Origin of the sequence: Escherichia albertii, from assembly GCF_028622335.1 — a bacterium.
GTDB classification, from domain to species: Bacteria; Pseudomonadota; Gammaproteobacteria; order Enterobacterales; family Enterobacteriaceae; genus Escherichia; species Escherichia albertii.
On sequence record NZ_CP117568.1, the window covers coordinates 3347846 to 3362414 of the forward strand.

The 14569-nt window shown below is 52.0% G+C and carries 10 protein-coding genes; all 10 read left to right on the forward strand.

Annotated elements, in window-relative coordinates:
• The first annotated feature begins 128 nt into the window (after positions 1-128).
• The 10 genes from PS053_RS16270 to PS053_RS16315 all read left to right on the forward strand — a co-directional run bounded on the left by PS053_RS16270 (position 129) and on the right by PS053_RS16315 (position 14563).
• Entirely contained in the window at positions 129-1163 is a 1035-nt protein-coding gene (locus tag PS053_RS16270) for a LacI family DNA-binding transcriptional regulator (RefSeq protein ID WP_059228384.1), read from the forward strand.
• 72 nt (positions 1164-1235) lie between these two features.
• Positions 1236-2651, forward strand: a complete 1416-nt coding sequence (dnaB, locus tag PS053_RS16275; protein ID WP_000918357.1) for a replicative DNA helicase — start codon at positions 1236-1238, stop codon at positions 2649-2651.
• 52 nt (positions 2652-2703) lie between these two features.
• Positions 2704-3783: an alanine racemase gene (gene alr / locus PS053_RS16280; RefSeq protein ID WP_001147294.1), complete on the forward strand. Its 1080-nt coding sequence runs from the start codon at positions 2704-2706 to the stop codon at positions 3781-3783.
• A 253-nt stretch (positions 3784-4036) separates the two neighbouring features.
• Positions 4037-5230 (forward strand): aromatic amino acid transaminase, encoded by a 1194-nt coding sequence (tyrB, locus tag PS053_RS16285; protein WP_059215448.1) that lies wholly within the window; start codon positions 4037-4039, stop codon positions 5228-5230.
• A 184-nt stretch (positions 5231-5414) separates the two neighbouring features.
• Positions 5415-8159, forward strand: a complete 2745-nt coding sequence (locus PS053_RS16290) for a 2-oxoglutarate dehydrogenase E1 component (protein WP_059236416.1) — start codon at positions 5415-5417, stop codon at positions 8157-8159.
• Positions 8160-8191: 32 nt separating this feature from the next.
• The gene (gene odhB, locus PS053_RS16295; protein ID WP_059225270.1) at positions 8192-9346 is read left to right on the forward strand and encodes a 2-oxoglutarate dehydrogenase complex dihydrolipoyllysine-residue succinyltransferase; all 1155 of its coding nucleotides are present in this window, start codon (positions 8192-8194) and stop codon (positions 9344-9346) included.
• A gap of 11 nt (positions 9347-9357) precedes the next feature.
• Positions 9358-10776, forward strand: coding sequence for a dihydrolipoyl dehydrogenase (lpdA, locus tag PS053_RS16300; protein WP_256878770.1), 1419 nt, complete (start codon positions 9358-9360; stop codon positions 10774-10776).
• 21 nt (positions 10777-10797) lie between these two features.
• A complete protein-coding gene (sucC, locus tag PS053_RS16305) occupies positions 10798-11967 on the forward strand; it encodes an ADP-forming succinate--CoA ligase subunit beta (protein ID WP_256878769.1) in 1170 nt (389 codons plus the stop codon).
• A gap of 12 nt (positions 11968-11979) precedes the next feature.
• Positions 11980-12852: a succinate--CoA ligase subunit alpha gene (sucD, locus tag PS053_RS16310; RefSeq protein ID WP_256878768.1), complete on the forward strand. Its 873-nt coding sequence runs from the start codon at positions 11980-11982 to the stop codon at positions 12850-12852.
• A 211-nt stretch (positions 12853-13063) separates the two neighbouring features.
• Positions 13064-14563, forward strand: coding sequence for a DASS family sodium-coupled anion symporter (locus PS053_RS16315; protein ID WP_053887270.1), 1500 nt, complete (start codon positions 13064-13066; stop codon positions 14561-14563).
• Positions 14564-14569 lie beyond the last annotated feature (6 nt).

The following is a 14569-nucleotide window of genomic DNA, read 5'->3' on the forward strand; positions in this document are numbered from 1 at the left end:
AACAAGGGAAGTGCGAATCTGTGATCGAAGCGACGATCTTCTGCGATCCCTTGCATTAACGGATCACATGAGTAAAAGGAGATTATGATAAAGTAAATGCCTTGATCTTATGGGGATTTGGAGTAGTCATGGCGAAGTCGGATACTGGAAGAAAGCGGGTAACATTAACCGATGTTGCGCGTGCGGCTGGCGTTTCGAAATCGACCGTGTCGCTGGTACTCAACGACAGTCCGTTGATCAAAAAAGAGACTCAACAAAAAGTCCAGCAAGCCATTGAGCAATTAGGCTATGTCTATAACCGTTTTGCTGCCAATCTACGTTCGCAAAAATCGCTGACTATCGGCGTGGTGATTGATGATTTGACCAACCCTTTTTTCGCTGAATTTACAATGGGCCTTGAGATAACGCTGGCGGAGCACGGTTTTATCACCGTAATGTCTAATACCTCCCAGCGTAGCGATCGGCAAAAACAGGTACTTGATACCTTGCTGGAACACCACGTCGCGGGCATTGTCCTCTGTCCAGTGAACAGTACCTCAGAAGCCGATTTACAGCGTTATGCCAACAGTTCCACACCCTTATTAATCACGATGCGCCCTCTGGATTGGCAGCAATTACCTGTCGATTACGTTGGCGTGGACAGCCACGCAGGTGTACGGGAAGCGACGGAATATCTTATTCAACAAGGGCACAGGGATATCGTGTTTATTGGTGGTCTTACGCACCATATGCGTTATCAGGGATACCTTGAGGCGATGAATCACCATGGTTTACAGCCGTGGAGTACTGATGTTTTTTCGCTGCGTGCTGAGCCGACTCAGGCCAACGGCTACCAGTTGATGCAACAGCTGTTGGATATGCCTTCGCCACCAACAGCGGTGATTTGTTATAACGATTTAATGGCTTTTGGCGCGGAGTCGGCGTTAGGTGAAAGAGGATTATTTGCCGGAAAAGATATTTCGTTGATTGGTAATGATGGCGTGGCGGCTTGTGCTTACAGTAATCCGCCGTTAACCACAATTGCGGTAGAACCATTGGCTCTGGGGAAACAGGCGGCGCAGCAAATTTTACGACGCATTGCGCAGCCAGATGCACCGCTCAGCCATTACGTCTATCGCCCGACCCTGCAAATTCGCGCTTCCACCGGAAAGCGGGGGCGTTAAATGCTGTAGCGAGAAACTGTTTCTCGCTATACTCTCTTGTCCCCCGTTCAACAGCAGGTAACACCATTCGTTATGGCAGGAAATAAACCCTTCAACAAACAGCAGGCTGAACCCCGTGAACGCGATCCACAAGTTGCCGGGATAAAAGTGCCTCCGCATTCGATCGAAGCGGAGCAGTCGGTGTTGGGCGGTTTAATGCTGGATAATGAACGCTGGGACGATGTTGCTGAACGTGTGGTGGCAGACGATTTCTACACCCGTCCTCACCGCCATATCTTTACCGAAATGGCGCGTTTGCAGGAAAGCGGTAGCCCCATTGACCTGATTACTCTGGCTGAGTCGTTGGAGCGTCAGGGGCAGCTTGATAGCGTCGGCGGTTTTGCTTATCTGGCAGAACTGTCAAAAAATACGCCAAGTGCGGCGAACATCAGTGCATATGCCGACATCGTACGCGAACGTGCTGTTGTTCGTGAGATGATTTCTGTTGCTAACGAAATTGCCGAAGCCGGTTTTGATCCACAAGGGCGTACCAGTGAAGATTTGCTCGATCTTGCTGAATCCCGCGTCTTTAAAATAGCCGAAAGTCGTGCGAACAAAGACGAAGGGCCGAAGAATATCGCCGATGTGCTCGACGCCACCGTGGCGCGTATTGAGCAACTGTTCCAGCAGCCGCACGATGGTGTAACTGGGGTAAACACTGGCTATGACGATCTCAACAAAAAAACCGCGGGTTTGCAGCCGTCGGACTTGATTATCGTCGCGGCGCGTCCGTCGATGGGGAAAACGACATTTGCGATGAACCTCGTCGAAAACGCGGCGATGTTGCAGGATAAACCGGTACTTATCTTCTCGCTGGAGATGCCATCGGAACAAATTATGATGCGTTCTCTGGCGTCGCTGTCGCGCGTTGACCAGACCAAAATCCGTACCGGACAACTGGATGATGAAGACTGGGCGCGTATTTCCGGCACCATGGGTATTTTGCTCGAAAAACGTAATATCTATATTGATGACTCCTCTGGTCTGACGCCAACGGAAGTGCGTTCCCGCGCGCGCCGTATCGCTCGTGAACATGGCGGCATCGGACTTATCATGATCGATTACCTGCAACTGATGCGTGTGCCGGCGCTTTCAGATAACCGTACACTGGAAATTGCCGAGATCTCTCGCTCGTTAAAAGCGCTGGCGAAAGAATTGAACGTGCCGGTGGTGGCGCTGTCCCAGTTGAACCGTTCTCTGGAACAACGTGCCGACAAACGCCCGGTCAACTCCGACCTGCGTGAATCCGGCTCCATCGAGCAGGATGCGGACTTGATCATGTTTATCTATCGTGATGAGGTGTATCACGAAAACAGTGATTTAAAAGGCATCGCGGAAATTATTATCGGTAAACAACGTAACGGCCCTATCGGGACGGTACGTCTGACCTTTAACGGTCAATGGTCGCGCTTCGACAACTACGCGGGGCCGCAGTACGACGACGAATAATAATTATTTTATGAATTAGGTAATCAAAGCAAACACTTATCAAGGAACACAAATGCAAGCGGCAACTGTTGTGATTAACCGCCGCGCTCTGCGACACAACCTGCAACGTCTTCGTGAACTGGCTCCTGCCAGTAAACTGGTTGCGGTGGTGAAAGCGAACGCTTACGGCCACGGTCTTCTTGAGACCGCGCGAACGCTCCCCGATGCTGACGCCTTCGGCGTTGCCCGTCTCGAAGAAGCCTTACGACTTCGGGCGGGAGGGATCACCAAACCTGTGCTGCTACTCGAAGGTTTTTTTGACGCCAGAGACTTGCCGACCATTTCCGCGCAGCATTTTCATACTGCCGTACATAACGAAGAACAACTTGCGGCTCTGGAAGAGGCTGACCTGGATGAACCGGTTACCGTCTGGATGAAACTCGATACCGGTATGCACCGTCTGGGCGTCAGGCCAGAACAAGCTGGGGCGTTTTATCATCGTCTGACCCAATGTAAAAACGTGCGTCAGCCGGTAAATATCGTCAGCCACTTTGCCCGCGCTGATGAGCCCACATGCGGTGCAACCGAGAAACAGCTCGATATCTTCAACACTTTTTGCGAAGGCAAGCCGGGTCAGCGCTCGATTGCTGCGTCTGGTGGCATTCTGCTGTGGCCACAGTCGCATTTTGACTGGGTGCGTCCTGGCATCATTCTTTACGGCGTGTCGCCACTGGAAGATCGCTCTACCGGTGCCGATTTCGGTTGCCAGCCAGTGATGTCGCTGACCTCCAGCCTGATTGCCGTGCGTGAGCATAAAGCCGGAGAGCCTGTCGGTTATGGCGGCACCTGGGTCAGCGAGCGCGATACCCGTCTTGGCGTGGTGGCGATGGGCTATGGCGATGGTTATCCGCGCGCCGCGCCGTCCGGTACGCCAGTGCTGGTCAATGGCCGCGAAGTGCCCATTGTAGGGCGTGTGGCGATGGATATGATCTGCGTAGATTTAGGTCCACAGTCGCAGGATAAAGCCGGAGACCCGGTCATTTTATGGGGCGAAGGTTTGCCCGTAGAACGTATCGCTGAAATGACAAAAGTGAGTGCTTACGAACTTATAACCCGCCTGACGTCAAGGGTGGCGATGAAATACGTCGATTGATCGTCCTGTAATACCTGATTGTCTGTGCCGGATACGGCGTGAACGCTTTATCCGGCCTGTAAAATCATGCAAATTCAACATACTGCTATTCTCTCCTCGGACTGGTAAGCGTAGCGCGTCAGGCAATTTTACCTTGCTGCTTAGTCTCACAACGTTGCTAATTGCCGTCCATCGCTGAACATCCTCTCGATCTTCGCCTTTTTCCGGTTTATTGTGTTTTAACCACCTGCCTGTAAACCTGGAGAACCATAGCGTGTTTCAAAAAGTTGACGCCTATGCTGGCGACCCGATTCTTTCGCTTATGGAGCGTTTCAAAGAAGACCCTCGCAGCGACAAAGTGAATTTGAGCATCGGCCTGTACTACAACGAAGACGGGGTTATTCCGCAACTAAAAGCCGTCGCAGAAGCGGAAGCGCGTCTGAATGCGCAACCTCATGGCGCTTCGCTTTACTTGCCAATGGAAGGGCTTAACAGCTATCGCTATGCCATTGCGCCGCTGCTGTTTGGTACAGACCATCCAGTGCTGCAACAACAGCGCGTGGCAACTATTCAAACGCTTGGCGGTTCTGGTGCATTGAAAGTGGGCGCTGACTTTCTGAAACGCTATTTCCCGGAGTCTGGTGTCTGGGTCAGTGATCCGACCTGGGAAAACCACGTGGCAATATTCGCTGGAGCAGGATTCGAAGTAAGCACTTACCCCTGGTATGATGAAGCGACTAACGGCGTGCGTTTTAATGACCTCCTGGCGACGCTGAAAACATTGCCTGCCCGCAGTATTGTGCTGCTGCATCCGTGCTGTCATAACCCAACTGGTGCGGATCTTTCTCACGAACAGTGGGATGCCGTCATTGAAATTCTTAAAGCGTGCGATCTGATCCCGTTCCTCGACATCGCCTATCAGGGATTTGGTGCGGGGATGGAGGATGACGCTTATGCCATTCGCGCCATTGCCAGCGCCGGATTACCTGCCCTGGTCAGTAATTCGTTCTCGAAAATTTTCTCCCTGTACGGCGAGCGCGTTGGTGGTCTTTCGGTGATTTGTGAAGATGCTGAAACGGCAGGCCGTGTATTGGGGCAACTGAAAGCGACGGTGCGCCGTATTTATTCCAGCCCACCGAATTTTGGTGCGCAGGTGGTGGCTACGGTATTGAACGATGAAGCGCTAAAAGCCCGTTGGCTGGCAGAAGTGGAGGAAATGCGCACCCGTATTCTGGCGATGCGCCAGCAACTGGTGAAGGTATTAAGCGCAGAAATGCCGGGACGCAATTTCGATTATCTGCTCAAGCAACGCGGCATGTTCAGTTACACCGGACTGAGTGCGGCACAGGTCGATCGCCTGCGTGATGAGTTTGGCGTCTACCTGATAGCCAGCGGACGCATGTGCGTTGCAGGACTCAATTCTGCAAATGTACAACGTGTGGCAAAGGCGTTTGCAGCAGTGATGTAATTTTAATCAACAGGCGGAGCGCTCTTCCGCCTGTTCCTGACTCCAGCCACTACCTCCTGTCCTGTCCCTTTTTTCGCCCACTTTTATATGTTCTGTTTTATATAACTTTTTGAAAAGTCATGTTTTTCACTATTGGTATGGATTATGCAATAGCGCAGCCGTCTATGACCATCAGGAGAAAAACATGGAGAACATGACCTCGCCCGGCACGCTGCTTAGCGGAGATAACGCGACCTGGCTTGAAGATAACTACCAGACCTGGTTGCGTACGCCAGACCAACTCCCGGAAGACTGGCGGCGTTTTTTTCTTTCACCTGAACTGACTGCCCAAAGTGCATCTGGTGATAGCAACGTTAGCAGCGCGACGTTAAAAAAACAGGCTGCGGTAATGCAACTGATCAATGCCTGGCGCACTCAGGGGCATCTGCGCGCAAAGCTTGATCCACTTGGCCTGAATACTCCCGCCGACGTTCCCTCTCTCCAGCCAGGCTTTTGGGGATTAAGCGAAGAAGACCTGTTGCAGGAATTTAGCGTCACCTTCGGCTCACACACTACGCAAATGCCGCTTAAGCAGTTGATTAACTTACTGGAGCAAGCCTGGGCCGGTAGCCAGGCTTATGAAATTGCTCATCTGGAAAACCGTGAAGAAATCAACTGGTTGTTATCACGGATTGAAAGCAGCAATGCACCACAAGCTGATGCTCAAACCTGCATTGCCCGTTTTGAAAAACTGATGGCGGCAGAGACGTTAGAGCGTTATCTGCATACCCGTTATGTCGGGCAGAAACGGTTTTCTCTGGAAGGAGGCGAAAGCGCGATCCCGGCGCTCGATACGCTGACAAAATGCCTGCGTGCGCAAGGTGTCGAGGAAGTGGTCATCGGTATGGCACATCGGGGAAGGCTTAATGTGCTGGTGAATTTACTGAATAAAGACCCGGCACAACTGTTTGCCGAGTTTGAAGGTAAACAGACTATCGGTAATGGTTCTGGCGATGTGAAATACCACATGGGGTATTCCAGTAATCTGGAAACACCAGCCGGTTCGCTGCATGTGGCGCTGGCGTATAACCCCTCACATTTAGAGATTGTGAATCCGGTGGTGTTGGGCCAGGTGCGAGCCAGGCAGGAACGCCGTGGTGAGGATGGTCAGGCAACAGTGGTGGGCGTACTTATTCATGGGGATTCCGCGTTGGGCGGCCTCGGCGTCAACCAAACCACGTTTAACTTATCGCAGACTCAGGGCTACGGTACGGGCGGCACGCTGCATCTGGTGATTAACAACCAGATTGGTTTTACCACTTCCCGCTTGCAGGATATGCGGTCATCACGCTACTGCACGGATATTGCCAAAATGGTGGCGGCTCCGGTTATCCATGTTAATGGTGATGATGTCGATGCAGTTTGCCAGGCAATAGAGTTGGCGTGCGACTGGCGAAACACCTTCCGGCGCGACATCATCATCGATATTTGCTGTTTCCGTAAGCACGGGCACAACGAAAGCGATGAGCCGCGCCTGACTCAGCCACAAATGTATCAGGCCGTGGATGCTCACCCCGGTACGCGCACGCGCTACGGTGAATGTCTCGCTCGTCGCGGTCTGTTAAGTCAGACGCAGCAAGATGAGATGATTAGCCGCTATCGCGGCTGGCTGGATAGTTGCCAGAAACGCGACCCGCAGCCTCTCAAACCTGCGATTCATCCCTTTAGCGCTAACTGGAACGGGCTGACCAACCCTCGCTGGAGCTCTCCGGTATCTACGGTATTACCTCGCCAAATGCTGGAAGCGTATGGCGAAATCATCTCTACGCTGCCACCCGACGTGGTCGCGCATCCCACTATTAAACGGCAACTGGCATTACGTCAGGAAATGGCCGCAGGAACTCAGCCTGTAGACTGGGGAATGGCGGAAATGCTGGCTTACGCTTCGCTGGTGGATGCGGGTTTCGGTGTGCGTCTCTCTGGTGAGGATTCCGGGCGCGGTACATTCAGCCATCGCCATGCTGTGGTGCATCATCAAACCGAGGCCCGTCGCTATCTTCCTTTGCAACATATTCGCTCCGGTCAGGCATCTTTTGATGTTTATGATTCGGTGCTTAACGAAGAAGCTCTGCTGGCGTTTGAATATGGTTATTCAACGTCTGCACCGCAGCAACTGGTTATCTGGGAAGCGCAGTTTGGTGACTTTGCTAACGGTGCTCAGGTTGCCATCGATCAGTTTATCTGTTCTGGCGAAACCAAGTGGGATCGCTATAGCGGTTTAACCATTCTTCTGCCGCATGGCTATGACGGGCAAGGGCCGGAGCACTCTTCCGCACGTCCTGAACGCTGGCTGCAACTGTGCGCTGAAAACAATATGCAAGTGGTGATGCCCAGTGAGTCGGCACAAATGTTCCATTTGTTGCGCGGTCAGGTGTTGCGTCCGATGCGCAAACCGTTAGTGGTGGTTATGAGTAAGCGGTTACTTCGCTTCAAAGGTGCGATGAGTGAGCTTTCCGCTTTCACTGATGGTGCGTTTAAACCAGTTATTACCGAGCCACAGCCGCAAAACGCCAGCCAGATTAAGCGCGTTATTTTGTGCAGTGGTCAGGTCTATTACGACGTGCTGGACGCCCGTAAACAACGTGGGCTGGATGACGATGTGGCGATTGTCCGCGTGGAGCAACTCTACCCGTTTCCAGCGGCAGAACTTAATGATGTGCTGGCAAACTGGCCAGAATGCAACGAGTGGATCTGGTTGCAGGAAGAACCGGAAAACCAGGGGGCGTGGCGGCAGATTCGCCATGAGCTGGCGGCACTGAAAATCAACCATCCTTACTGGCATTACGCAGGTCGCCCGGCGGCGGCAGCTCCGGCGACGGGTTATGGTCGCGTGCATAAACAACAAATCGATGAATTCCTTGCTGCTGCATTTGCAGATATCCAGCTATGAAAGGCACACAAAAATAACAAGGAGAACATTTTATGATCGAAATTACTGTCCCTGTATTACCCGAGTCTGTCACGGAAGGCACGCTGAGTGCGTGGTGTAAACAAGAAGGCGAGCACGTAAAACGTGATGAAGTGATTGCTGAACTGGAAACCGATAAAGTGATTCTGGAAATCCCGGCCCCACAGGATGGCGTATTAAGCAATATTATCGTCAGTGAAGGTAGCACGGTCACGTCTGCACAACTGTTGGCGCATCTTAAGCCGCAGGCTGCAAAAGAAGAAACGGTTATACACGCAGTGGAAACTCCGGTGATGCCTGCTGCACGGCTGGAGGCGCAGCGTAGTGGTGTCGAATTGTCTGATGTTGCCGGGAGTGGGAGAAATGGACGCATTCTGAAAGAGGATGTGCTGCGTTTTATACCTGCGCCTGTTCTGCAAACCGGGGCTGTTGCTGAAATTCCGCCTGCCAGACCGCTGACGCCCGGTGTACGTCTGGAGCGCCGCGAACCGATGTCACGTCTGCGTCAGCGCATTGCGGAACGTCTGCTGGCCTCTCAACAAAACAACGCCATTCTTACCACGTTTAACGAAGTGAACATGCAAAGCGTGATGGATTTACGCGCTCGCTGGAAAGACCGCTTTGTAGAAAAACACGGTGTGAAACTGGGCTTTATGTCCTTCTTTGTGAAAGCGGTAACCCGTGCGCTGGAACGTTTTCCGGTGGTTAATGCCAGCGTCGATGGCAACGATATTATCTGGCGTGATTACTGCGATATCGGCATTGCGGTTAGCAGCAACCGGGGGCTGGTGGTGCCCGTGTTACGCAATGCGCAATCACTCTCTTTAGTGGAAATTGAACGGCAAATTGCCGAATACGCCACACTGGCGCGCAGTGGCAAGTTGCCACTGGAAGCATTACAGGGCGGCACGTTCTCTATCACCAACGGCGGTACTTTTGGCTCGATGATGTCGACGCCAATTATTAACCCGCCGCAGTCGGCCATTCTTGGAATGCATGCCATCACACCGCGTCCGGTCGCAGAAAACGGTCAGGTTGTTATTCGACCAATGATGTACCTTGCTCTCAGCTATGACCATCGCATTATCGACGGTCAGGAAGCCGTGCAGACGCTGGTGGCAATACGCGAGCTACTGGAGTCACCGGAACAACTGTTGCTGGATCTTTAAGGAGAGCGCCGATGAGTACGATTTTCGATGTGGCAGTAATGGGTGGTGGGCCAGGTGGTTATGTAGCGGCGCTGCGAGCTGCGCAGAATGGGCTTTCCGTGGTGTGTATCGATGATGGTGTTAATGCCCGGGGCGAGCCATCGCCGGGCGGTACGTGCCTCAATGTCGGCTGTATCCCGTCGAAATCACTGCTGCAATCTTCTGAGCTATACGCGCAAATCCAGCATGAGGCGAGCATTCATGGCGTTAACGTTGAAGGCGTAACTTTCAATGCCGCCGCCATGATTCAGCGTAAAGACGCTATTGTTGGTCGTCTGACGATGGGGATTGGCCTGCTATTTAAGAAAAATAACGTGAAGCACCTTTGCGGCCTTGCAACGTTGGAACGCGCCCAGGATGAGATTTGGCAATTACGTGTAAACGATCAACAAATCCTCGCTCGTAATGTCGTGATTGCAACGGGTTCTCAGCCGCGTCAGATGTCTGACATTGCCATTGATAATCAGCAGATCCTCGATAACCGTGGGGCGCTGGCGTTAACCGAAGTTCCGCCGCGTCTCGGTGTGATTGGCGCTGGAGTCATCGGTCTGGAATTAGGTTCGGTGTGGAATCGGGTCGGCTCAGACGTCACGTTGCTGGAGATGGCGCCAACGTTCTTGCCTGCACTGGAAGCTCGTTTGTCCAATGAAGTCCGTAAAGCAATGATTGCCAGTGGGATGAAAATACAACTGGCAGTTGAGATTGAGACTATTGAACAACGGAATGACGGTGTCCATGTGCGCTGGCGGCAGGGAGAGAATCAAGAAGAAAGCCGTTTCGATAAATTAATTATCGCGATTGGGCGCGTACCACGTCTTTCAGGCGTTGATCTCATGCAACTCGGTCTGGAATCCGACAACCGTGGCGGTATTGCCGTCGATAACTTATGCCGTACTGGGAAGGCGGGGCTATGGGCGATTGGCGATGTTGTACGAGGGCCGATGCTGGCGCATAAAGCGATGGCCGAAGGTGTGGTAGTTGCTGATCAAATTGCCGGACTGACGGTAGAGCCGGTTAATTTCGCGCTGATCCCTTCGGTAATTTACACCCAGCCGGAAGTCGCGTGGGTAGGAGAAAATGAGGCCTCGCTGAAAGCCTCTGGCAGAGCTTTTAACAAAGGGAATTCTCTGTTTGCAGGTAATGGTCGCGCCTTAGCATTAGGTCAGGAAGGTGGGCGTTGCACGTTATACAGCGATAAACACACCGACCGAGTACTTGGTGGCGCGATAGTTGGCCCACAGGCATCGGAACTGATTAATGAAATTGCGCTGGCGATGAATTTTAGCGCCTCTGGCGAGGATATTGCCTGTGCAATCCATGCCCACCCGACATTAAGCGAAGTCATCCACGAAGCGGCAATGGCATTGAATAACAAAGCATTACACGGATAACACACACCACCGAGGGAATATATGAATTTACATGAGTATCAGGCCAAAGCACTACTGGCTGGCATGGGGATGCCGTGCCCAAAAGAGATTGCCATTCAACAGATTTCGCAATTAACAGAGGCCTGGCAACATATTGCCTGCCCCAGCAAAGGCGCGGTACTGAAAGCGCAGGTTCATGCTGGTGGACGCGGTAAAGCTGGCGGCGTAAAAGTGCTTAAACAACTGCCGGAAGCGCAGGCTTTTGCACAACACATGCTGGGGTCGCAACTGGTGACTTATCAGACCGGGCCAGAAGGACAATATGTCAGCAGTATTTTGCTGTGCGAAAACATTTATCCGGTACGCCAGGAACTCTATTTTGGCATGGTGGTGGATCGTGAAAGCCAGCGCGTTACGTTTATTGTCAGCCCGGAAGGTGGCGTGGAGATTGAAAAAGTCGCCCATGAGACACCGGAGAAAATCAGCAGCGTCAGCATTGATCCACTGACTGGCGTGCAGCCTTGCCATATCCGCGAAATGTTTGCCGTTCTGCAACTGGAACACGGGCTATTTGCCGCCTTTAGTCGTCTGGTTAATCAGGCGTGGAAAGCCTTTAACGAACTGGATTTTGCCCTGCTGGAAATTAACCCTCTGGTGTTGCGGGAAACGGGCGAATTTGTGTGCGCAGACGCGAAAGTATCGCTGGATGATAACGCGCTGTATCGCCACCCGGAACTCCAGGCGCTACGCGATGAAACTCAGGAAGATCCGCGCGAAAGCCAGGCGGCAAAGCTTGATCTTAACTATGTCTCACTGGACGGTAACATTGGCTGTATGGTCAACGGGGCCGGACTGGCGATGGCGACGATGGACATCATCAAACTGTACGGTGAACAACCGGCAAACTTCCTGGATGTTGGCGGTGGCGCAACCCAGGAGCGCGTCAGTGAAGCCTTTCGGCTGATTGTTTCCGACAGCAAAGTGAAAGCCATTCTGGTTAATATTTTTGGTGGGATTGTCCGTTGTGACATGATCGCCAGAGCCATTATTCATGCTCTGAATGAGGCCAGCATCACCCTGCCTGTCGTGGTGCGTCTCTCCGGTAATAATGCTGCCGAAGGGCAGCGGTTACTGGCAGAAAGTGGTCTGGCGGTAGATGCCGTCGATTCTCTGGATGATGCCGCGAAACGCATCATTGCGTTACTGAACTAACAGGAGGTTAAGATGAGCGTTTTGATCAACAAACACACGCGGGTACTGGTGCAGGGCATTACCGGGAAAAACGGCACATTTCATACAGAGCAGGCTATTGCGTATGGCACGCAGATTGTGGGTGGGGTGACGCCAGGCAAGGGCGGACAACGGCATCTGGATCGCCCGGTTTTTGATTCAATGAAAGATGCGATGCGACAAACAGAGGCCGATGCCAGCGTGATTTATGTGCCTGCGCCGTTTGTGCTGGATTCTGTCGTTGAGGCTGTTGAGTCTGGTGTCAAATTGATTGTGGTGATTACCGAAGGTGTGCCGACACTGGATATGGTGAAAGTGCGTCGGCTGCTTGACTGCCACCCGGATGTGCGGCTGATTGGGCCAAACTGCCCAGGAATCATTACGCCTGGCGAGTGCAAAATCGGCATTATGCCCGGTGAAATCCACCGCCCAGGGCGTATCGGGATTGTTTCCCGCTCCGGTACATTAACCTACGAAGCTGTAGCGCAAACTACCGCGCTGGGGCTTGGGCAATCCACCTGTATTGGTATTGGCGGCGATCCGGTTCCAGGCACAAACTTTATTGATGCGCTGCGTTTATTCGAAAATGATCCGCAAACAGACGCGGTAATTATGATTGGTGAAATTGGCGGAAATGCAGAAGAACGCGCTGCAGAATTTATTCGCCATGAAATGACTAAACCCGTCGTAGGTTATATTGCCGGTGTTACTGCACCAAAAGGAAAACGTATGGGGCACGCCGGAGCCATTATTTCTGGCGGTAGCGGCAGTGCGGAGGATAAATTCCGGGCGTTCGATAAAGCAGGCATGGCATGGACACGAAATCCAGCATTACTTGGCGATACATTATGGAATGTTATTAAATAATCCATAAATGAATATCAAGGGAGCATATCGCTCCCTTTTTTTATCTGTGTGGTAAGGGAATCACCTTTTATTTACTGTGCGGAAAACCGCGCACAAAATAAAAAGAATAAATAATAAAATCATTAAATAACAAAGTGTTATTAAAAAATTAAAGATGGCATAGCTCCTGCAATAGCCCGGCAGGTTTTTTATTTTTCACAATGAGGTGAATATGTCATCAATATCTAACGACGCGCCGCAAAAGCGCCGAATTATTCCTAACCCCGGCTTGTGGTTGGCGATCATTGCCGGAATTATTATTACCCTTCTGCCGTTAGGCGATACATTGCCCGTCGCTGGACAAAATATGATCGCCATTCTGGTGTTCGCCATTATTGTCTGGATCAGCGAAGCGATGGATTACACCGCCAGTGCAATTGTGATTTCCGCACTGATTATCTTTATGGTTGGCTTTGCCCCAGATATGAATCACCCGGAAACTATTCTCGGCACCGCGAAGGCGCTGAAAATGACTCTGTCGGGTTTTTCCAACTCTGCTCTGGCGCTGGTGGCGGCGGCAATGTTTATCGCCGCGGCCATGACTATTACCGGACTGGATAAACGTATTGCGCTGTTTACCATGTCGAAAATAGGTGCCAGCAGTCGCAGCATTATTATCGGCGCCATTGTGGTCACCATCGTCCTGAGTCTGGTCGTACCCAGTGCCACCGCCCGCACGGCCTGTGTGGTGCCGATTATGATGGGCGTCATCGCGGCATTTAAGGTAGATAAACATTCACGTTTAGCGGCATCAATGATGATTGTTATCGCCCAGGCGACCAGTATCTGGAACGTTGGTATTCAAACCTCGGCGGCGCAAAACCTGCTTTCTATCGGTTTTATCAATAAAACTTTCGGCGCCGGGCATTCTGTTAGTTGGCTGGATTGGCTGTTAGCGGGCGCCCCCTGGAGCCTCGCTATGTCGGTTATCCTCTATTTCCTCGCACGTAAATTATTGCCACCCGAAACAGAAGCCGTTGAAGGCGGTAGCGAAGCCATTAAAAAAGCACTTGCAGAGTTAGGGCCAACCACCGGGAAAGAGAAACGCCTGATCGGTATTTCGCTGCTGCTGCTGTTCTTTTGGTCTACGGGCGGAAAATTACACAGCATTGATACCACCTCTGTCACCCTTGCCGGACTGGCGATTATGCTGCTGCCGGGGATTGGCGTTATGAGCTGGAAAGACGTTGAAAAACGTGTGCAGTGGGGAACGTTGCTGATGTTTGGTATTGGTATCAGCCTGGGGTCCACGCTGCTTGATACACAGGCAGCTTCATGGATGGCGAACTATGTGGTGAAAGGTTTTGGTCTCGACGGCTTGCCATCATTAGCCATCTTCGCGATTCTCGCCGCTTTTTTAATCATCATTCACCTGGGCTTTGCCAGCGCTACTGCGCTAACGGCTGCATTGCTGCCTATCCTGATTAGTCTGTTAAGTAGTCTGCCGCCTGAACTCGGTGTTAACCCGGTCGGTATGACTATTTTGCTGGCTTTCAGTGTTAGTTTCGGCTTCATTCTGCCGATTAATGCGCCACAAAATATGGTCTGCATGGGCACGGATACCTTCACGCCGCGCCAGTTTACCCGTGTCGGGCTGTACCTGACGGTGATTGGCTACCTGTTGTTACTGTTGTTTGCCGCCACCTGGTGGAAAATTTTAGGTCTGATGTGAGGAAGC

What these genes read in the sequence shown, in the direction of transcription:
- PS053_RS16315 (WP_053887270.1), top strand. Translation starts at nt 13,064, where the DNA reads ATGTCATCAATATCTAACGACGCGCCGCAAAAGCGCCGAATTATTCCT.
- odhB (WP_059225270.1), top strand. Translation starts at nt 8,192, where the DNA reads ATGATCGAAATTACTGTCCCTGTATTACCCGAGTCTGTCACGGAAGGC.
- sucC (WP_256878769.1), top strand. Translation starts at nt 10,798, where the DNA reads ATGAATTTACATGAGTATCAGGCCAAAGCACTACTGGCTGGCATGGGG.
- dnaB (WP_000918357.1), top strand. Translation starts at nt 1,236, where the DNA reads ATGGCAGGAAATAAACCCTTCAACAAACAGCAGGCTGAACCCCGTGAA.
- sucD (WP_256878768.1), top strand. Translation starts at nt 11,980, where the DNA reads ATGAGCGTTTTGATCAACAAACACACGCGGGTACTGGTGCAGGGCATT.
- lpdA (WP_256878770.1), top strand. Translation starts at nt 9,358, where the DNA reads ATGAGTACGATTTTCGATGTGGCAGTAATGGGTGGTGGGCCAGGTGGT.
- alr (WP_001147294.1), top strand. Translation starts at nt 2,704, where the DNA reads ATGCAAGCGGCAACTGTTGTGATTAACCGCCGCGCTCTGCGACACAAC.
- PS053_RS16270 (WP_059228384.1), top strand. Translation starts at nt 129, where the DNA reads ATGGCGAAGTCGGATACTGGAAGAAAGCGGGTAACATTAACCGATGTT.
- PS053_RS16290 (WP_059236416.1), top strand. Translation starts at nt 5,415, where the DNA reads ATGGAGAACATGACCTCGCCCGGCACGCTGCTTAGCGGAGATAACGCG.